This window comes from Streptomyces caelestis (genome assembly GCF_001279005.1).
Lineage (GTDB): Bacteria > Actinomycetota > Actinomycetes > Streptomycetales > Streptomycetaceae > Streptomyces > Streptomyces heliomycini.
The window spans coordinates 82,891-102,425 of record NZ_LGCN01000276.1 but is presented as its reverse complement, the minus strand read 5'-3'; the positions used below and the strand labels follow the sequence as shown (position 1 = coordinate 102,425).

General features: G+C 74.2%; 14 protein-coding genes. 12 read left to right on the top strand and 2 right to left on the bottom strand.

Going from position 1 to position 19,535, the window contains the following annotated elements:
* The first annotated feature begins 90 nt into the window (after positions 1-90).
* From coaBC to ADK41_RS37625, 3 genes are all read left to right on the top strand, one after another.
* Positions 91-1,293, top strand: coding sequence for a bifunctional phosphopantothenoylcysteine decarboxylase/phosphopantothenate--cysteine ligase CoaBC (gene coaBC, locus ADK41_RS37635; RefSeq protein WP_030832786.1), 1,203 nt, complete (start codon positions 91-93; stop codon positions 1,291-1,293).
* A gap of 237 nt (positions 1,294-1,530) precedes the next feature.
* Positions 1,531-2,739 (top strand): methionine adenosyltransferase, encoded by a 1,209-nt coding sequence (gene metK, locus ADK41_RS37630; protein WP_030832784.1) that lies wholly within the window; start codon positions 1,531-1,533, stop codon positions 2,737-2,739.
* 180 nt (positions 2,740-2,919) lie between these two features.
* The gene (locus ADK41_RS37625) at positions 2,920-5,067 is read left to right on the top strand and encodes a primosomal protein N' (RefSeq protein ID WP_030832782.1); all 2,148 of its coding nucleotides are present in this window, start codon (positions 2,920-2,922) and stop codon (positions 5,065-5,067) included.
* A 74-nt stretch (positions 5,068-5,141) separates the two neighbouring features.
* Here ADK41_RS37625 and ADK41_RS37620 read toward each other — a convergent pair whose 3' ends face one another.
* The gene (locus ADK41_RS37620; RefSeq protein WP_030832781.1) at positions 5,142-5,684 is read right to left on the bottom strand and encodes a hypothetical protein; all 543 of its coding nucleotides are present in this window, start codon (positions 5,682-5,684) and stop codon (positions 5,142-5,144) included.
* Positions 5,685-5,995: 311 nt separating this feature from the next.
* Here ADK41_RS37620 and fmt point away from each other — a divergent pair, with 311 nt between their 5' ends.
* A complete protein-coding gene (fmt, locus tag ADK41_RS37615; RefSeq protein ID WP_030832779.1) occupies positions 5,996-6,928 on the top strand; it encodes a methionyl-tRNA formyltransferase in 933 nt (310 codons plus the stop codon).
* Between the two features lie 67 nt (positions 6,929-6,995).
* The gene (locus ADK41_RS37610) at positions 6,996-8,414 is read left to right on the top strand and encodes an RsmB/NOP family class I SAM-dependent RNA methyltransferase (RefSeq protein WP_030832776.1); all 1,419 of its coding nucleotides are present in this window, start codon (positions 6,996-6,998) and stop codon (positions 8,412-8,414) included.
* Here ADK41_RS37610 and ADK41_RS37605 read toward each other — a convergent pair.
* A complete protein-coding gene (locus tag ADK41_RS37605) occupies positions 8,395-10,536 on the bottom strand; it encodes an MMPL family transporter (protein ID WP_030832773.1) in 2,142 nt (713 codons plus the stop codon). The genes ADK41_RS37610 and ADK41_RS37605 overlap by 20 nt on opposite strands.
* Positions 10,537-10,684: 148 nt before the next feature.
* Here ADK41_RS37605 and rpe point away from each other — a divergent pair, with 148 nt between their 5' ends.
* From rpe to ADK41_RS37570, 7 genes are all read left to right on the top strand, one after another.
* A complete protein-coding gene (gene rpe / locus ADK41_RS37600; RefSeq protein ID WP_030832770.1) occupies positions 10,685-11,371 on the top strand; it encodes a ribulose-phosphate 3-epimerase in 687 nt (228 codons plus the stop codon).
* Positions 11,372-11,449: 78 nt separating this feature from the next.
* Positions 11,450-12,493 carry a sugar-binding transcriptional regulator gene (locus tag ADK41_RS37595; RefSeq protein ID WP_106979548.1) on the top strand — a complete coding sequence of 348 codons (1,044 nt, stop codon included), beginning with the start codon at positions 11,450-11,452 and terminating at the stop codon, positions 12,491-12,493.
* A 446-nt stretch (positions 12,494-12,939) separates the two neighbouring features.
* Positions 12,940-14,382: a GuaB1 family IMP dehydrogenase-related protein gene (locus ADK41_RS37590; RefSeq protein ID WP_030832764.1), complete on the top strand. Its 1,443-nt coding sequence runs from the start codon at positions 12,940-12,942 to the stop codon at positions 14,380-14,382.
* Positions 14,383-14,668: 286 nt separating this feature from the next.
* A complete protein-coding gene (locus ADK41_RS37585) occupies positions 14,669-16,147 on the top strand; it encodes an amino acid permease (RefSeq protein ID WP_030832761.1) in 1,479 nt (492 codons plus the stop codon).
* 10 nt (positions 16,148-16,157) lie between these two features.
* Positions 16,158-16,610, top strand: coding sequence for an Lrp/AsnC family transcriptional regulator (locus ADK41_RS37580; protein ID WP_030832758.1), 453 nt, complete (start codon positions 16,158-16,160; stop codon positions 16,608-16,610).
* Between the two features lie 29 nt (positions 16,611-16,639).
* Positions 16,640-17,353 carry a hypothetical protein gene (locus ADK41_RS37575; RefSeq protein ID WP_030832755.1) on the top strand — a complete coding sequence of 238 codons (714 nt, stop codon included), beginning with the start codon at positions 16,640-16,642 and terminating at the stop codon, positions 17,351-17,353.
* Positions 17,353-19,524: a bifunctional polysaccharide deacetylase/glycosyltransferase family 2 protein gene (locus ADK41_RS37570; RefSeq protein ID WP_030832753.1), complete on the top strand. Its 2,172-nt coding sequence runs from the start codon at positions 17,353-17,355 to the stop codon at positions 19,522-19,524. The genes ADK41_RS37575 and ADK41_RS37570 overlap by 1 nt, the downstream gene beginning before the upstream one ends.
* The last annotated feature ends 11 nt before the right edge of the window (positions 19,525-19,535 follow it).

The window sequence follows — 19,535 nt, the reverse complement described above, 5'->3', positions numbered from 1 at the left end:
TGACTTCTCCACAGGCCCGGCAGCACGGCTGCCGGGCCTGTGGTGTCTCATGGGGAGTGGTCGCACATTTCCGAGGTCCGGGGAGAGACGGTGGACAAGCCGAAGGTCGTTCTGGGGGTCAGTGGCGGCATCGCCGCGTACAAGGCCTGTGAGCTGCTCAGGCGGCTGACGGAGTCGGGACACGACGTCAGGGTCGTCCCCACCGCCTCCGCGCTGCACTTCGTCGGCGCCGCCACCTGGTCCGCGCTCTCCGGCAACCCGGTCTCCACCGAGGTCTGGGACGACGTCCACGAGGTGCCGCACGTCCGCATCGGGCAGCACGCCGACCTGGTGGTCGTCGCCCCCGCCACCGCCGACACGCTCGCCAGGGCGGCCCACGGCCTGGCCGACGACCTGCTCACCAACACCCTGCTCACCGCCCGCTGCCCGGTGGTCTTCGCCCCCGCCATGCACACCGAGATGTGGGAGCACCCGGCCACCCGGGAGAACGTGGCCACCCTGCGCCGCCGCGGCGCCGTCGTGATCGAACCGGCCGTCGGCCGTCTCACCGGCGCCGACACCGGCAAGGGCCGGCTGCCCGACCCGGGCGAGATCTTCGAGGTCTGCCGCCGGGTGCTGGCCCGCGGCGTCACCCGGCCCGACCTCGCGGGCCGGCACGTCGTCGTCAGTGCCGGGGGCACCCGCGAGCCCCTCGACCCCGTCCGCTTCCTCGGCAACCGCTCCTCCGGCAAGCAGGGCTACGCCCTCGCCCGCACCGCCGCCGCCCGCGGCGCCCGCGTCACGCTGATCGCGGCCGACACCGCCCTGCCCGACCCGGCGGGCGTGGACCTCGTCCGCGTCGGGACCGCCGTGGAGCTGCGCGAGGCCGTCCTCGGCGCCGCCGCCGACGCGGACGCCGTGGTGATGGCCGCGGCCGTCGCCGACTTCCGGCCGGCCGTCTACGCCACCGGCAAGATCAAGAAGAAGGACGGCCAGGAGCCCGAGCCCGTCGCCCTGGTGCGGAATCCGGACATCCTCGCCGAGCTCTCCGGCGACCGGCCGCGCGCCGGACAGGTGATCGTCGGCTTCGCCGCCGAGACCGACGACGTGCTCGCCAACGGCCGCGCCAAGCTGAAGCGCAAGGGCTGCGACCTGCTGGTGGTGAACGAGGTGGGGGAGCGCAAGACCTTCGGGGCGGACGAGAGCGAGGCCGTGGTGCTGGGCGCCGACGGCAGCGAGACCCCCGTGGCGCACGGTCCGAAGGAAGTCCTGGCCGAAACCGTGTGGGACCTGGTGGCCGAACGCCTCGGATGAGTGATTCATTCGCGTCCGGTTCCCCGAAACCCCGTCCGTTCGGGGCGTGGCGCCTCTGGCCAACCCGGCCCGGCATGGGCAGAATGCCCGTGCCGCAGGTCACAGCGCTCTCGCGAGACGAGACAGGGGGACCCGTGGCGGAGCACGACCGATAAACTGTTCCACGGACGGCGTCGGGTGCAGCCCCCGCCGTCCGCCAATGATCAGCCAGCAGCCGCTGCAACCCCAGGGAGCGTTGTGTCCCGTCGTCTGTTCACCTCGGAGTCCGTGACCGAGGGTCACCCCGACAAGATCGCTGACCAGATCAGCGACACCATTCTCGACGCGCTCCTCCGCGAGGACCCGACCTCCCGGGTCGCCGTCGAGACCCTGATCACCACCGGCCTGGTGCACGTGGCCGGCGAGGTGACCACCAAGACGTACGCGGACATCGCGACGCTGGTGCGCAACAAGATCCTGGAGATCGGCTACGACTCCTCGAAGAAGGGCTTCGACGGCGCCTCCTGCGGCGTCTCGGTGTCGATCGGCGCGCAGTCCCCGGACATCGCGCAGGGCGTCGACGCCGCCTACGAGGCCCGTGTCGAGGGTGACGACGACGAGCTCGACCGGCAGGGCGCCGGCGACCAGGGCCTGATGTTCGGCTACGCGACGGACGAGACGCCGACGCTGATGCCGCTGCCGGTCTTCCTGGCCCACCGCCTGTCCAAGCGGCTGTCCGACGTGCGCAAGAACGGCACGATCCCCTACCTGCGCCCGGACGGCAAGACCCAGGTCACCATCGAGTACGACGGCGACAAGGCGGTCCGCCTGGACACCGTGGTCGTCTCCTCGCAGCACGCCTCCGACATCGACCTGGAGTCGCTGCTCGCCCCCGACATCCGCGAGTTCGTCGTGGAGCCGGAGCTGAAGGCGCTCCTGGACGAGGGCATCAAGCTCGACACCGAGGACTACCGCCTGCTGGTGAACCCGACCGGCCGCTTCGAGATCGGCGGCCCGATGGGCGACGCCGGCCTCACCGGCCGCAAGATCATCATCGACACCTACGGCGGCATGGCCCGCCACGGCGGCGGCGCCTTCTCCGGCAAGGACCCGTCCAAGGTGGACCGCTCGGCGGCGTACGCGATGCGCTGGGTCGCCAAGAACGTCGTCGCCGCCGGCCTCGCCGCCCGCTGCGAGGTCCAGGTCGCGTACGCCATCGGCAAGGCCGAGCCGGTCGGTCTGTTCGTGGAGACCTTCGGCACCGCCCAGGTCGACACCGAGAAGATCGAGAAGGCGATCGACGAGGTCTTCGACCTCCGCCCGGCCGCGATCATCCGCGACCTCGACCTGCTGCGCCCGATCTACGCCCAGACCGCCGCCTACGGTCACTTCGGCCGTGAGCTGCCCGACTTCACCTGGGAGCGCACCGACCGCGTGGACGCCCTGCGCAAGGCGGCGGGACTGTAGGCCCGGTCCCACGTCTCCCCGAGGCCCGGCGGCCCCTTCGAAGGGGCCGCCGGGCCTCGGCGCGTACGGAGGCCGTGAACGCCGGCGCACGCCGCGCGAGCGCCTTCGGGCGTCCGTCCGTGCCCGGGGCCGGCCCCGGGCACGGCGCCGCTGTCAGTGGCGTTTGGTAAGAATGCAGGCGTGAGCAGCGAGAACGGACAGCAGGACGGCGGCGCGGAGAGCGCGCCGCCCGAGCAGCTCGCGCTCATCCGGGAGAGCGTGCGCAAGGCCAGGGCCCCCCGGGCCAAACCGCGTACCTGGCGCGGCGCCGCGCTCGCCGGGGAACTGCCCGTCGCCCGGGTCCTCGTCGACAAGGGCGTGCTCCATCTCGACCGCTACTTCGACTACGCCGTGCCCGAGGAGCTGGACGCCGACGCACAGCCCGGCGTGCGGGTGCGGGTGCGGTTCGGGGCCGGACGGCACCGGGTGCGGGAGGGGCGGCGCGAGGGCGGCGGACTGATCGACGGGTTCCTCGTCGAGCGCCTCGCCGAGTCCGACTACTCGGGGCCCCTGGCGGCGCTGGCGCAGGTCGTCTCGCCCGAACCGGTGCTCGGCGAGGAACTGCTGGGCCTCGCCCGCGCGGTCGCCGACCGGTACGCGGGCAGCCTCGCCGACGTCCTCCAGCTCGCCGTGCCGCCGCGCAGCGCCCGCGCGGAGCGACGGCCCTCGCCCGACCCGCTGCCGCCGCCCCCGGCGCCCGCACCCGGCTCCTGGGATCGCTACGAGCAGGGTCCCGCCTTCCTGGAGTCACTGGCCTCGGGAGGCGCCCCACGGGCCGTGTGGAACGCGCTGCCGGGGCCGCGGTGGAGCGAGGAACTGGCCCGGGCCGTCGCCGCGGCCCTGGCCTCCGGGCGCGGCGCGCTGGTCGTCCTGCCGGACGGGAGAACCGTGGCCCGCGTCGACGCGGCGCTCACCGAACTGCTGGGGGAGGGACGGCACGCGGTCCTCACCGCCGACGCCGGCCCGGAGAAGCGGTACGCGCGGTGGCTCGCCGTGCGGCGGGGCTCCGTACGGGCCGTCATCGGAACGCGGGCGGCGATGTTCGCGCCGGTGCGGGACCTCGGACTGGTCGCCGTCTGGGACGACGGCGACGACAGCCACAGCGAGCCGCACGCCCCGCAGCCGCACGCCCGTGAGGTGCTGCTGCTGCGCGCGGCGCAGGACGGGTGCGGCTTCCTGCTGGGCAGCCGGCACTGCACCGTGGAGGCCGCCCAGCTGGTGGAGACCGGCTGGGCCCGACCGCTGGTCGCCGGGAGGGAGCGGGTGCGGGCCGCCGCGCCGCTGGTGCGGACCGTGGGGGACGGGGACCTCGCGCGTGACGAGGCCGCCCGCGCGGCGCGGCTGCCGAGCCTCGCCTGGCAGGCCGCCAGGGAGGGGCTGCGGCACGGGCCGGTGCTCGTGCAGGTGCCCCGCCGCGGCTACGTGCCGCGGATGGCGTGCGCCGGCTGCCGGGCTCCCGCGCGGTGCCGGCACTGCTCGGGGCCGCTGCAGGCACAGGGGTCCGACGATCTGCGGTGCGCGTGGTGCGGGCGCGAGGAGGGCGGCTGGCACTGTCCCGAGTGCGGCGGGTTCCGGTTGCGGGCCCAGGTGGTCGGGGCGCGGCGGACCGCCGAGGAGCTGGGCCGCGCCTTCCCCGCGGTCCCGGTGCGGACCTCGGGGCGCGAACACGTGCTGGACACGGTGCCGGGGACGCCCGCGCTGGTGGTGAGCACACCCGGCGCGGAGCCGGTGGCCGAGGGCGGCTACGCGGCGGCGCTGCTGCTGGACGGCTGGGCCATGCTGAGCCGGCCCGATCTGCGGGCCGGGGAGGACGCGTTGCGCCGCTGGATCGGCGCGGCGGCGCTGGTCCGACCGCAGTCGGCGGGCGGCACGGTGGTCGTGGTCGCCGAGCCGACCCTGCGGCCCGTGCAGGCGCTGGTCCGGTGGGACCCGGTCGGGCACGCCGTACGGGAACTGGCCGAGCGGAGTGAACTGGGGTTCCCGCCGGTGTCCCGGATGGCGGCGGTGTCAGGGCCGGGCGAGGCGGTGGCCGAGTTCCTCCGGGCGGTGGAGCTGCCCGCGCGGGCGGAGATCCTGGGCCCGGTGCCCCTGCCGCTCACCCCGGCGGGCCGCCCCCGCCGACCGGGCGCGCCGCCCCCCGGCGAACAGTGGGACCGGGCACTGGTCCGGGTGCCTCCCGGCAACGGTGCCGCACTGACCGCCGCGCTGAAGTCCGCCCAGGCGACCCGCATGGCCCGGGGCGGGAGCATCCCCGTGTGGGTCCGGATCGACCCTCCGGACATCGGCTGAACCGGCCGGACGTGCCACGCCCTCCCGGGGGCGGTGCGTCCGGGAGGGCGTGGTGCGGTGCGGCGAGCGAGGGCTCAGCCGTTGCGGGGGGAGGGTAAGGCCGTCGGGCGCGGGTCGTCGCGGAGGACCGGACTGCCGGCCGTGGGCTGGGTCGGCAGGGAAGGGGCCGCGGGGACCGTCGGCACCGTGGTGACGCCGGCGACCGCGTTCACCGTGCGCGCGTTCGACGCCTCCGCGGGGGCCTCGGCGGCCGTCGGCGCCTGGGCGGCGGCACGGCGGGCGCCGTAGCGGCGGTGGACCGCCTGCTTGGTGACCCCGAGCGCCGAGCCCACGGCGTCCCACGAGAAGCCCAGGGAACGGTCGAAGTCCACGGCCGCCGTGACCAGGGTCTCGACGCTGTCCCGCAGCTCCTGGGCGAGACGGACCGTGGGGGCGGGGGCGCGTCCGTAGACGACGAAGCCCGTGGAGGGGCCGGAGCGGCGCGGGCGGTAGACGTTGCCCAGCTGGGCGGTGAGCGTGCGCAGCGCGTCCACCTGCCGGCGGACCCGCTCGATGTCCCGCACCAACAAGTGCAGGCTGGCCCGAGCCTGGGCGTCGTGGGTTGCGTGGTCGGCCATGAACAAGCCTCTCGAACCGGCGTGAAGGGGATCGAGCCCGTGTCCGGGGCCCGTGGTCAACTCTTCGCTGACCAACGCGGGAGCGCTCCGCTGGTCACGGGGTGGGGGCGTGGCGGCATATGCGTACGCCCCCGGCGGGGGTGTGCGCCTCGGCCGTCGGCCGGGCGGATCCCTCCCGCCCGCGCACCGTCCGTTTCCCGTGGGACCGCATCGCCGTCGGCGGCTTCTTCCTTCGTGCGTCCCTGTGACGCGCGCCCCATAGACTGGTGCGCTGCCGTGTCCGTTCCCGCCCGAGAGGCCCCCAGCACCCCATGAGGCTCGTCTTCGCCGGTACCCCCGAGGTCGCCGTTCCCGCACTGGACGCTCTTCTCGCCTCCGGGCGGCACGAGGTGGCCGCCGTCGTCACGCGGCCCGACGCGCCCGCCGGGCGCGGGCGCAGGCTCGTCGCCTCCCCCGTCGCCGAGCGGGCGGAGGAGGCCGGCATCGAGGTGCTGAAGCCGGCCAGGCCCAGGGACCCCGGGTTCCTGGAGCGGCTCGAGGAGATCGCGCCGGACTGCTGCCCCGTCGTCGCCTACGGCGCCCTCCTCCCCAGGGCCGCCCTCGACATCCCCGCCCGGGGCTGGGTCAACCTGCACTTCTCGCTGCTCCCCGCCTGGCGCGGCGCCGCGCCCGTGCAGCACGCCATCATGGCCGGCGACGAGATCACCGGCGCCGCCACCTTCCTCATCGAGGAGGGCCTCGACTCCGGGCCCGTCTACGGCACCGTCACCGAGGAGATCCGTCCCACCGACACCAGCGGCGACCTGCTCACCCGGCTCGCCTTCGCCGGCGCCGGGCTGCTCGCCGCCACCATGGACGGCATCGAGGACGGCGCCCTGAAGGCCGTACCGCAGCCCGCCGACGGCATCAGCCTCGCCCCCAAGGTCACCGTCGAGGACGCGCGCGTCGACTGGAACGCCCCAGCGCTGCGCGTCGACCGCGTGGTGCGCGGCTGCACCCCCGCGCCCGGCGCCTGGACCACCTTCCGGGGCGAGCGCCTCAAGATCGTGCAGGCCGCCCCCGTGCCGGGCCTGACCGACCTGGCGCCCGGGCAGCTGTCCGCCGGCAAGAACAACGTGTACGTGGGCACCGGTTCGTACGCCGTGGAGCTGCTGTGGGTGCAGGCCCAGGGCAAGAAGCCGATGCGGGCGGCGGACTGGGCGCGCGGGGTGCGGATCGCCGCCGGGGAGAGCGTCGGCGCCTGACGCCGCCGGGACCGCCGCGGCGTAGGCTGGACCGCGCACCTCACCCCACATCCGGAGCACCTTTTTCGTGAGCGACCAGCCCCGTCGGCCCCACAGGCCCGCCAAGCCCTACCGCCGACCCAAGAAGGACCCCGTCCGCATCCTCGCCTTCGAGGCCCTGCGGGCCGTCGACGAGCGGGACGCGTACGCCAACCTCGTCCTGCCCCCGCTGCTGCGCAAGGCGCGCGAGAACGGCGACTTCGAGGCGCGCGACGCGGCGCTGGCCACCGAGCTGGTGTACGGCACGCTGCGCCGTCAGGGGACGTACGACGCGATCGTCGCCGCCTGTGTGGACCGGCCGCTGCGCGAGGTGGACCCGCCGGTGCTGGACGTGCTGAACCTCGGCGCGCACCAGCTGCTCGGCACGCGCATCCCCACGCACGCCGCCGTGTCCGCCACGGTCGAGCTGGCCCGGGTGGTGCTCGGCGACGGGCGGGCCAAGTTCGTCAACGCCGTACTGCGGAAGATCGCGCAGGACGACCTCGACGGCTGGCTGGAGCGGGTCGCGCCGCCCTACGACGAGGACCCCGAGGACCACCTCGCCGTCGTGCACTCGCACCCCCGCTGGGTCGTCTCCGCGCTGTGGGACTCCCTCGGCGGCGGACGCGTCGGCCTCGAGGAGCTGCTGCGGGCCGACAACGAACGGCCCGAGGTGACCCTGGTCGCCCGTCCCGGGCGGGCGACCACCACCGAACTGCTCGACGAGGAGGCCGCCGTCGCCGGCCGCTGGTCGCCGTACGCGGTGCGGCTCACCGAGGGCGGGGAGCCGGGCGCCATCGCGGCGGTCGCCCAGGGCCGGGCCGGCGTGCAGGACGAGGGCAGCCAGCTGGTCGCGCTCGCGCTCGCCAACGCGCCCGTCGAGGGCCCCGACCGGATGTGGCTGGACGGGTGCGCCGGACCGGGCGGGAAGGCCGCGCTGCTCGGCGCGCTCGCCGCCGAACGGGGCGCCGTGCTGCTGGCCTCCGAGAAGCAGCCGCACCGGGCCGGGCTGGTGGCGAAGGCGCTCGCCGGGAACCCGGGGCCGTACCAGGTCGTCGCCGCCGACGGGACGCGCCCGCCGTGGCGCCCCGGAAGCTTCGACCGGGTGCTGGTCGACGTGCCGTGCACCGGGCTGGGCGCCCTGCGCCGCCGCCCCGAGGCGCGCTGGCGGCGCCGCCCGGAGGACCTGGACGGCTTCGCCCCGCTCCAGCGCGGGCTGCTGCGCACCGCCCTGGAGTCCGTACGGGTCGGCGGTGTCGTCGGCTACGCCACCTGCTCCCCGCACCTCGCGGAGACCCGGGCCGTGGTCGCCGACCTCCTCAAACAGTTCCCGGACGCCGATCTGCTCGACGCCCGGCCGCTGCTGCCCGGCGTACCGGACCTGGGCGAGGGCCCCGACGTACAGCTGTGGCCGCATCTGCACGGCACCGACGCGATGTACCTGGCCCTCATCCGCCGGACCGGCTGACGCCCGCCTCGGGCTCCCTCACCTCGCCGCCGTCCTCGCGGGCCAGCCGGTGCGGCCACCACACCTTCGGGCCCACGTCCAGGAACAGGGACGTGACCAGCACCGACCGCACGACGAAGGTGTCGATGAGCACGCCCAGGGCGACCGCGAAGCCGATCTCGGCGAACGCGACCATGGGCAGCGTGCCGAGGGCCGCGAAGGTGCCGGCGAGGACCAGGCCCGCCGAGGTGATGACGGCGCCCGTGGCCGCGAGGCCGGTGACCACGCCCGGCCGGGTGCCCCGGTGGGCGGCCTCCTCGCGGATGCGGGTGGTCAGGAAGATGTTGTAGTCGATGCCCAGCGCCACCAGGAAGACGAACACGAACAGCGGGAAGTCGGTCGACTCGCCCGCGTAGTCGAAGACGTGCCGGAAGGCCAGGGCGCTGAGGCCGAGCGCCGCCGCGAACGACAGGATCACCGTCGCGATCAGCAGCAGCGGGGCGATCAGGGCGCGCAGCAGCACGCACAGGATCAGCAGGACGACCACCAGCACCAGCGGGATGATCAGCATGTTGTCGTGGGTGGTCGCCTCGTCCATGTCCAGCAGCGCCGCCGTACCGCCGCCCACCCGCGCGTCGGCGCCCGGCACCGCGTGCACGGCGTCGCGCACCCGCTCCACGGTCTGCTTGGCCGCCTCGCTGTCCGCCGGAGCGGTCATGGTGGCCTCGAACAGGACCTTGCCCTCGAACGAGGGCTTCGTGCCCGGGGGCAGACCGAGGGACTCCGGCACGACCCCCTCCGTGGAGGCGACCGCGCGGCCCACCGCTTCGGCCTGCTCCCGGTCGCTGACGACGACCAGCGGATTGCCGCTGCCCGCCGGGAAGTACCGCGCGGAGACCTCCTGCCCGGTGATCGAGTCGGGCTTCCCGGTGAAGGCGTCCGCGTTGTCGATGCCCTCCGCGCGGAGCTGGACCAGGCCCAGCGAGCAGACCACCAGCACCGCCGCCGTCACGCCCCAGACCATGCGCGGGCGGCGGGCGATGCCGCGGCCCGTGCGGGCCCACACGCCCCGCTCGGTCGGGTCGGGGGCGCCATGGTGCGGGACCACCGGCCAGAAGATCCACCGGCCACAGACGACCAGCAGCGCCGGGAACAGCGTCAGCATGGCCAGCAGGGCGACCGCGACACCGATCGCGGCGACCGGGCCGAGGCCCCGGGTGGAGTTCATCTCGGCGGTCAGCAGCACCAGCATGCTCAGCACGACGGTCGCGCCGGAGGCGAGCACCGCCGGGCCCGCGCGGTGCAGGGCCAGCGCCATCGCCTCGTGCCGGTCCTCGTGCCGGCGCAGCTCCTCCCGGTAGCGGGCGACCAGCAGCAGGGCGTAGTCGGTGCCCGCGCCGAAGACGAGCACGGTGAGGATGCCGGCGCTCTGCCCGTTGACCGTCAGGCCCGCGTACTCGGCCAGGAAGTAGATCAGGGCCTGTGCCGTGAACAGCGCGCAGATCACCGCGAGCAGCGGCACCAGCAGCAGGGTGGGGCTGCGGTAGGTGATCAGCAGCATCACGACGACGACGGCCGTCGCGGACAGCAGCAGAGTGGAGTCGATGCCCGCGAACGCCTCGGAGAGGTCCGCCGAGGTGCCGCCCGGTCCCGTGATGTGCACGGCGAGGCCCCCGCCGCTCTCGCCGACCTCGCCCCGGATCGAGTCGACCGCGGGGCCGATCCGCTCCCAGCCCCGGGCGTCCATCGTGATCGGCACGAGGACCTGCGCGGCCCGCGGGTCGGTCTCCCGGTCGAAGACGGGGCCGAGGGTCTCGCCGCCCCTGATGCCGTGGTCGCCCAGCCGCTCGAGTCGCGCCACGTCCTCGGCGATCCGCTCCCGGTCGGCGGCGGTCAGCCCGCCGCCTCGCGCGTAGACCACGACCGCGGGGATCTGCTCGGGCCGGAAGCCCTCGGAGATCTCCAGCACCTGCGTGGACTCGGCGGACCCCGGCAGCCAGGACGCCGCGTCGTTGTCCTGCGCGTCACCGAGCTTCTGGGCGAACGGCGCCACCGCGAACAGCACCACCACCCACAGACCGAGCACCAGCCACTTGGAACGCCGACCGCAGACCAGCCGCGCGGCCCCACGGCTACCGCTCATGGCCACCTCCGCCGCCATACCGGGAAGGGGGCGCCCACGGCCCCGCCGCACGGGCGCGGCCCACCGCGGACGGCCCGCGGCCTACGCACGACCGCCGCCGCACGGGACCGATGCGGGCAACCCCCGGAGGGCATGGCAGTCTTGAGGCATGGCCCCGCAGATCAGCCCCAGCATCCTGTCCGCCGACTTCGCCCGCCTCGCCGACGAGGCGAAGGCGGTGGCCGGCGCCGACTGGCTCCACGTCGACGTCATGGACAACCATTTCGTCCCGAACCTCACGCTCGGTGTGCCGGTCGTGGAGTCGCTCACCCGCGCGACGGACACCCCGCTGGACTGCCATCTGATGATCGAGTCCCCCGATCGGTGGGCGCCCCAGTACGTGGAGGCGGGGGCCGGGTCGGTCACCTTCCACGTCGAAGCGGCCACCGCGCCCGTACGGCTCGCCCGGGAGATCCGTGCCAAGGGCGCCCGTGCCTCCATGGCGCTGAGGCCGGCGACCCCCGTCGAGCCGTACGAAGACCTGCTCCCCGAACTCGACATGCTGCTGATCATGACGGTCGAGCCGGGTTTCGGGGGCCAGGCCTTCCTCGACATCATGCTTCCGAAGATTCGCCGCACCCGCGAGTTGATCAACAAGCACGGTCTCGAGCTCTGGCTCCAGGTCGACGGCGGGGTCTCGGCGTCCACCATCGAGCGGTGCGCCGACGCCGGCGCCGATGTCTTCGTCGCGGGGTCCGCCGTGTACGGGGCGGCGGACCCGGCCGAGGCGGTACGTGCACTGCGCAACCAGGCGGAGGCCGCGACGGCCAAGGCATCGTGGGCATGCGACCACTGAGCGTCAGAAACGTGAACGGCGCCCGGCAGGGCTGATCGACAGCGCCGGATCTGCGAGGATGAACGGCGAATCCAGAGTGTGAACAGCAGTGAGGAGAGCGCCGTGTCGGGTATGTCGGCGGGCCGGTCAGCCATGCGGATGGGACCCGCTGAGCTGGTGCAGGCGGCGGCCATGGCCCGCCGCTTCTACCTCGAGGGCAAATCCAAGATCCAGATCGCCGAGGAGTTCGGCGTCAGCCGCTTCAAGGTGGCCCGGGTCCTGGAGACCGCCCTCGAACGGGATCTCGTACGGATCGAGATCCGCGTGCCGGCCGAGCTGGACGCCGAGCGCTCCGACGCGCTCCGCGCCCGGTACGGCCTGAGGCACGCCGTCGTGGTCGAGTCCCCGGCCGAGGCCGAGGAGACACCCGATCCCGAGAACCTGGGAGAGGTGGCCGCCGACCTGCTCGGCGAGCTGGTCAACGAGGGGGATGTGCTGGGCCTGGCCTGGGGCCGCTCCACCATCCACATGGCGGCGGCCCTGGACCGGCTGCCGCCCTGCACGGTCGTGCAGCTGACGGGCGTGTACGACGCCGGGACCGCCGAGCGCGGCTCGGTGGAGGCCGTGCGGCGCGCCGCGCAGGTGTCGGGCGGCGACGCCCACCCCATCTACGCGCCGATGCTGCTGCCGGACGAGGCCACCGCCGAGGCGCTGCGCCACCAGACCGGCATCGCGCGGGCCTTCGAGTACTTCGACAAGGTCACCGTCGCCTGCGTCTCCATCGGGTCCTGGGAGCCGGGCATCTCCACGGTGCACGACATGCTCAGCGACGAGGAACGGGCGCACTACGCCTCCCTCGGCGTCGCCGCGGAGATGTCCGCGCACCTCTTCGACGCGGAGGGGCGCCGGGTCGGCCGGGACCTGGGGGAGCGGTGCATCACGGTCAAGACCGACCAGCTGCGCCGGGTCCCCGAGGTCGTGGCGATCGCGGGCGGCCAGCGCAAGGGGCCCGCGATCGACGCCGTGCTGCGCTCGGGCCTCGTCACCAGCCTGGTGACGGACACGTCGGCCGCGGACTACCTGATGACGGCGGGGACCGCCCCCAGGTCCGCCCTCAACCGCACGGACCCGGACGGCCCCTGACGGCCCCCGACGGCGAGCGGGGCGAGGGAGGGCCTGGCGGCGCCGGCCGCACGGCGGCCGGGGCGGGCCCTGCCCCCGCGTCCCGTCGCCCGCCCGGCCGCGGGACGCGGCGCGTCGTCACCGGGCGGGACGGCGGGGCCCGCCGCACCCGGGACCGCGGCGCGTCGTCCACGACGGCACCGGGGCGCCGTACGACCCGACGGTCCGGCTCGTGGGCGCGCCGGAGCGCCGCGTCCGCGGCAGGCCCCCGCCGGTCCCCCGTCCGGCCCGACACCGTCGTCCGCCGCGGCCCCGGTTCTTGGAGGATCCTCCGGACAGGGCTCCGACCAGCCTGGATGATCCGCCCGGAGCCGACGTTCCGGTCGACATGGGACAATGAAGTACGTGCTCTTCCCCCTGGCTGACCTGTCCGGGGGCCACCTCTGATCTACTGGGATGTGCAGCACGTGCGTTTCCTCAACGACATCCAGCCCGCGTACGACCTGACGTACGACGACGTCTTCATGGTGCCGAGCCGCTCCGCGGTCGGCTCGCGTCAGGGCGTGGACCTCAGCTCCCCGGACGGCACGGGCACCACCATCCCGCTCGTCGTCGCCAACATGACCGCCATCGCCGGCCGCCGCATGGCCGAGACCGTGGCCCGTCGCGGGGGACTCGTCGTCATCCCGCAGGACATCCCGATCGAGGTCGTCACCGAGGTCGTCTCCTGGGTGAAGGGCCGCCACCACGTCCTGGACACCCCGATCGTGCTGGCCCCGCACCAGACGGTCGCCGACGCGCTCGCCCTGCTGCCCAAGCGCGCGCACAACGCGGGCGTCGTCGTCGACGACGGACACCGGCCGGTCGGCGTGGTCACCGACACCGACCTGTCCGGAGTGGACCGCTTCACCCAGCTCGAGGAGGTCATGTCCAAGGACCTGATCCTCATCGACGCGGACATGGACCCGCGCGAGGCCTTCAACACCCTCGACGCCGCCAACCGCCGCTACGCGCCCGCCGTGGACGGGGACGGCCGTCTGGCGGGCATCCTGACCCGCAAGGGCGCCCTGCGCGCCACCCTGTACACCCCGGCCACCGACGCACGGGGCAGGCTCCGCATAGCCGCCGCCGTCGGCATCAACGGAGACGTGGCGGGCAAGGCCCGGCAGCTGCTGGACGCCGGCGTCGACACGCTCGTCATCGACACCGCGCACGGGCACCAGGAGTCGATGATCGGCGCGCTGAAACTGGTCCGCGACCTCGACCCGCGGGTGCCGGTCGTCGCCGGCAACGTCGTCGCCGCCGAGGGCGTCCGCGACCTGATCGAGGCCGGCGCCGACATCGTCAAGGTCGGCGTGGGCCCCGGCGCCATGTGCACCACCCGCATGATGACCGGCGTCGGCCGGCCGCAGTTCTCCGCCGTCCTGGAGTGCGCCGCCGAGGCGCGGAAGTACGGCAAGCACGTGTGGGCCGACGGCGGTGTCCGGCACCCGCGCGACGTGGCGATGGCGCTCGCCGCCGGCGCGTCCAACGTGATGATCGGCTCCTGGTTCGCCGGGACCTACGAGTCCCCCGGCGACCTCCAGCACGACGCGAACGGCCGCCCCTACAAGGAGTCCTTCGGCATGGCCTCCGCGCGTGCCGTGCGCAACCGCACCTCGGAGGAGTCGGCGTACGACCGCGCCCGCAAGGCGCTCTTCGAGGAGGGCATCTCCACCTCCCGCATGTTCCTCGACCAGGCCCGCCCCGGCGTCGAGGACCTGATCGACTCGATCATCGCGGGCGTCCGCTCCTCCTGCACCTACGCCGGGGCCGGATCGCTTGAGGAGTTCGCCGAGAAGGCCGTCGTCGGCGTCCAGAGCGCCGCCGGCTACGCCGAGGGCAAGCCGCTGCACGCCAGCTGGAACTGACGTCCCCCCACCCCCGCCCGGCCCCCGTCGACCCCGCCCCCGGGACCGACGGGGGCCGGTGCGCAACGGTCGAAAGCCCTCGCGCAACGAACACCCGCCTCCCCGTCGGCAACGCAAAGATCTTGCGGGGACGCGCAAGGTTGCTGCATTTCAGGAGCAACGGAGAACCTCGTAGGGTTACGCGCTGTACGTGGTGCGGCGAGGACCCCGCCCGACGGGTCCCGGCTGTCGTGGGACGTCGTCGGTCCCTGCCGCGGAAGACCGGCAGCGACGAAGGAGTCAGCGCGTGCTCGATCAGGGCGCACCCCCGCACGACAACAGTCCCGCCGCCCCGCCGTCCCCGGGCCTCGGCGCGCGCCTGATGCGCCGCAAGCCCGTGGAACGCCTGGTCGCTGAGGGTGGCCAGGGTGACGGCGGCTCCCTGCGGCGGTCCCTCGGACTGTGGCAGCTGACCATGATCAGCATCGGCGCCACCCTCGGCACCGGCATCTTCGTCGTCCTCGGCGAGGCCGTCCCCAAGGCCGGTCCGGCCGTCACGCTGTCCTTCGTCATAGCCGGTCTGACGGCCCTCTTCTCGGCCCTCTCCTACGCCGAGCTGGCGGGCGCCATCCCGGTCTCCGGCTCCTCCTACTCGTATGCGTACGCAACGATGGGCGAGCTGGTCGCCTGGGTCTGCGGCTGGTGCCTGATGCTGGAGTACGGCGTCTCGGTCGCCGCCGTCGCCGTCGGCTGGGGCGAGTACCTGAACGAACTGCTCGACGGCACCCTCGGCGTCACCGTCCCGGCCGCGCTCTCCGCCCCGCCCGGCGACGGCGGCGTCTTCAACCTGCCCGCGCTGATCGTCGTCCTGCTCGCCATGGTGTTCCTGATGGGCGGCGCCCGCGAGTCGGCCCGCGCCAACACGATCATGGTCGTCGTGAAGATCGGCGCCCTGGTGCTGTTCTGCGCCGTCGGCGTCCAGGGCTTCCGCTCCGGCAACTACGAGAACTTCATGCCGCTCGGCATGGCCGGCGTCAGCGCCGCCGGGGCGACGCTGTTCTTCTCGTACATCGGCTTCGACGCCGCCTCCACCGCGGGCGAGGAGGCGAAGAACGCCCAGCGCGACCTGCCCCGCGCGATCCTGCTGTCGCTCGCCGTCATCACCGCGCTGTACGTGCTGGTCGCCGCCGTCGCCGTGGGCGCCAAGCCCTGGCGGCACTTCACCGACTCCGAGGCCGCGCTCGCCCAGATCATGCGCGAGGTCACCGGCCAGAGCTTCTGGGGCACCCTGCTGGCGTTCTGCGCCGTCATCGCCATCGCGAGCGTCGTCCTGACCGTGCTCTACGGCCAGACCCGCATCCTGTTCGCCATGGCCCGGGACGGGCTGGTGCCCAAGGCGTTCGCCAAGGTCAGCCCGAAGAGCGGCACGCCCCGCACCAACACCCTGATCGTCTCCCTCTTCTGCGGCGTGCTGGCCGCCGCCGTCCCGCTCGGCCGGCTCGCCGACGCCACCAGCATCGGCACCCTGTTCGCCTTCGCGCTGGTCAACGTGGCCGTCGTGGTGCTGCGCCGGACCCGTCCCGACATGCCCCGCACCTTCCGGGTGCCGCTGTCCCCGGTCCTGCCCGTCGTCGGCTTCGCGTTCTGCGTGTGGATGATGGGCAGCCTGTCGGCCGTCACCTGGGTGGTCTTCGGTGTCTGGATGGCCGTCGGGCTCGTGTTCTACTTCCTGTACGGCCACCGCCGCTCCCGGCTCGCCGCCCCCGCCACACCAGAAGCGAAGTGAACCGCCCGCAGTGCTGAACGATCTCGACGAACGCATCGTGCACGCCCTCGCCGAGGACGCCCGCCGCTCCTACGCGGACATCGGCCGGCTCGTCGGTCTGTCCGCGCCCGCCGTGAAACGGCGCGTGGACCGGATGCGCGCCACCGGGGCCATCACCGGATTCACCGTACGGGTGGACCCGGCCGCCCTCGGCTGGGAGACGGAGGGATTCGTCGAGATCTACTGCCGGGGCAACACCTCGCCGGAGACCATCCAACGGGGCCTGGAGCGCTACCAGGAGGTCGTGGCCGCCTCCACCGTCACCGGCGACGCGGACGCGGTCGCCCAGGTCTTCGCCTCCGACATGCGCCACTTCGAACGGGTCCTGGAACGCATCGCGGGCGAGCCGTTCGTCGAGCGGACCAAGTCCGTGCTGGTGCTGTCCCCGCTGCTGCGGCGGTTCTCGTCGGGAGCGCCCGCGTAGGAAGCCCCGGTCCGGCGTAGGCTGGCTCCATGCGGAATCAGGATGATTCCGGACATGAGGGGATCGTCTCACCGGCTGATCCGTGCTTCCCCGTGTTCGTCGACTCCACCGGCAGGCGCGCGCGGGTGCTCCGGCGCACCGGATACGGCGTGGCCGGACTGGCGGCCGCGTACCTGGTGGTGCTGGTACTGAGCCTCATGGGGGCGACCCCGTTCGCACCGGGCGCCCTGCTGCCGCCCCTGCCCGGGGAGACCACGGCCCCGTCGACGCCGGACCGGGAAGGGGGACCGGACGACGGACCCCGACCGCCCAGCGGCGTGCTCGACCCCGGGCGGAGCGACTTCGGCGACGCCGGCACGGCGGTGGGACCGGGCTCCCTGCTGGTTCCCCCGTCCACGTCGCCCGGCGGTCCGCTCCTCACCCCCGGGGCCCCGCTCGTCCCCGGTGGACCGGCGCCCCCGGCCCCGGCCGGACCGGAGACCCCCGCGACCGGCGTTCCGCCGGCACCGCAGGAGCCCGACGCCCCCGCCCCCGACGACCCGTCCGCACCCGGCCCCGGCACCGGGAGCGAACCCGCACCCGAGCCGCCCCCGGACGATCCGCCCGCGGGAACGGACGAGCCGCCGGCCCCGGAGCCCTCGCCGGACACGCCCCGGCCCACCCCGCCCCCCGGTCCGTCCGAGCCGCCGCAGGCGCCGTCCGACGCCCCGGGCGGTGACGCGCCCGTGGCCGGGACCCCCTGATGCGCCGCCGGCCGGTCCGTCCCCCACCGGCGGCACCCGGGCCGCGGCGGACCCGAGCGCCCCTGCCGTCCCGGCACCGCTTCCGCGTCGTCGTCCCGCTGGTCCTGCTGGCCTTCGTCGTCTCGGTGCTCCTGGTCGAGGGATACACGACCCGGGGCTTCTCCGGAGACCAGGAGGGACGCGCCGGGAAACCCGCCACCGGCGCCCCCCGGGAGGTCGCCGACGGCGGCCCGGTCGTCGACACCACCCATGACCACCCGCGCACCTACCGGGCACCGGCCAAAACGGTGGTCCTGACCTTCGACGACGGCCCGGACCCCGTCTGGACACCCCGGATCCGGGCCGTCCTCGACCGCCACGGCACGCCCGGCACCTTCTTCGTCACCGGCCAGCAGGCCGTGCGCCACCCCGGAGTCCTGCGCGACCTGATCCGCTCCGGTCACGAGATCGGGGTGCACACCTTCTCCCACCGGGACCTGGCCACGCTGTCCGCGCGCGAGACCGACCGCGAGCTGGCGCTGACCCAGCTCGCCCTCGCCGGAGCCGGGGGCGTCAACAGCTCGCTCCTGCGGATGCCCTACTCCTCGACCACCGCCGCCCTGGACGGGCCGTCCTGGTCCGTCGCCCGGCACCTGGGCGAGAAGGGCTACGTGCTGGCCTTCGTCGACCAGGACACCAGGGACTGGCGGCGGCCGGGCGCCCGGGCGATCGCCGACGCGGCCACACCGGACGTGCCGGGCCGCGGAACGGTCGTCCTCCTGCACGACTCGGGCGGGGACCGGTCGCAGACCGTCCGGGCGCTGGACATCCTGATCCCCCGGCTCCAGGCCCAGGGCTACCGCTTCACCACGATCGCCGACCTCGTCGGCGCCGACGGTCTCACCAGCCCCGTCGACACGGGAACCCTGTGGAAGGGCCGGGTGTTCGTGACCGCCGTGACCGTGTCGGACACGGCGGTGTCGGTCGTGGGCGTGCTGCTGCTGGTCGTCGGGACGCTCGTCCTCGCGCGGTGCGCGCTGATGCTGGTCCTCGCCCACCACCACGCCCACCGGCGCCCGCACCCCGGCGCCGGCCGGCCCGTCACCCGGCCCGTCAGCGTCGTCGTCCCCGCGTACAACGAGAGACTGTGCATCGCCACGACGCTCCGATCGCTCGCCGTGAGCGATCACCCCGTGGAGATCATCGTCGTGGACGACGGTTCCGGCGACGGCACCGCCGACGTCGCCGAGTCACTCGGCCTCCCGCAGATCACGGTGCTCCGCCGGCCGAACGGCGGCAAGGCGTCGGCCCTCGACGCCGGCGTCCGGCGGGCCTCCCACGACCTCGTCGTCATGCTCGACGCCGACACGGTCTTCGCCCCCTCGACCGTCCACCGCCTCGTCCAGCCGTTCGCCGACCCGGCCGTCGGCGCCACCGCCGGCAACGCCAAGGTGGGCAACCGCCGAGGTCTGCTGGGACGTTGGCAGCACATCGAGTACGTGATGGGCTTCAACCTGGACCGCCGCACGTACGACCTGCTGCGCTGCATGCCGACCGTCCCCGGCGCCGTCGGGGCCTTCCGCGTCACGGCCCTGCGGGACGCCGGGATGATGAGCGGCGACACCCTCGCCGAGGACACCGACATCACCATGGCCCTGCACCGGGCCGGGTGGGAGGTCCGCTACACCGAGGACGCGCTCGCCTGGACCGAGGCGCCGGCCTCACTGCGGCAACTGTGGCGCCAGCGCTACCGCTGGAGCTACGGCACCATGCAGGCCGCGTGGAAGCACCGGCACGCGCTGGTCGAGCGCGGCCACGCGGGACACTTCGGCCGCCTCGGACTGCCCCTGCTGGCCGTCTTCCAGATCCTCACCCCGCTCCTCGCCCCGCTGATCGACCTGCTGACCGTCTACGGCCTGGTCTTCGGGAACCCGCTCCTCACGATGCTGGCGTGGACCGGTGTGCTGGCCGTGCAGACCGTCTGCGCGGCCTACGCCTTCCGCCTCGACGGCGAGAGCCTCCGGCCGCTGTGGACGCTCCCGCTGCAGCAGATCGTCTACCGCCAGCTCATGTACCTGGTGCTCGTCCAGGCCTGCCTCACCGCGGTCAACGGGTACCGGCTGCCCTGGCAGCGCCTCAAGCGCAGCGGCGACGTCGTGCTGCCGCCCCGGCTCCCCGCCCGGGAGCGATGAGCGCCGGCCGG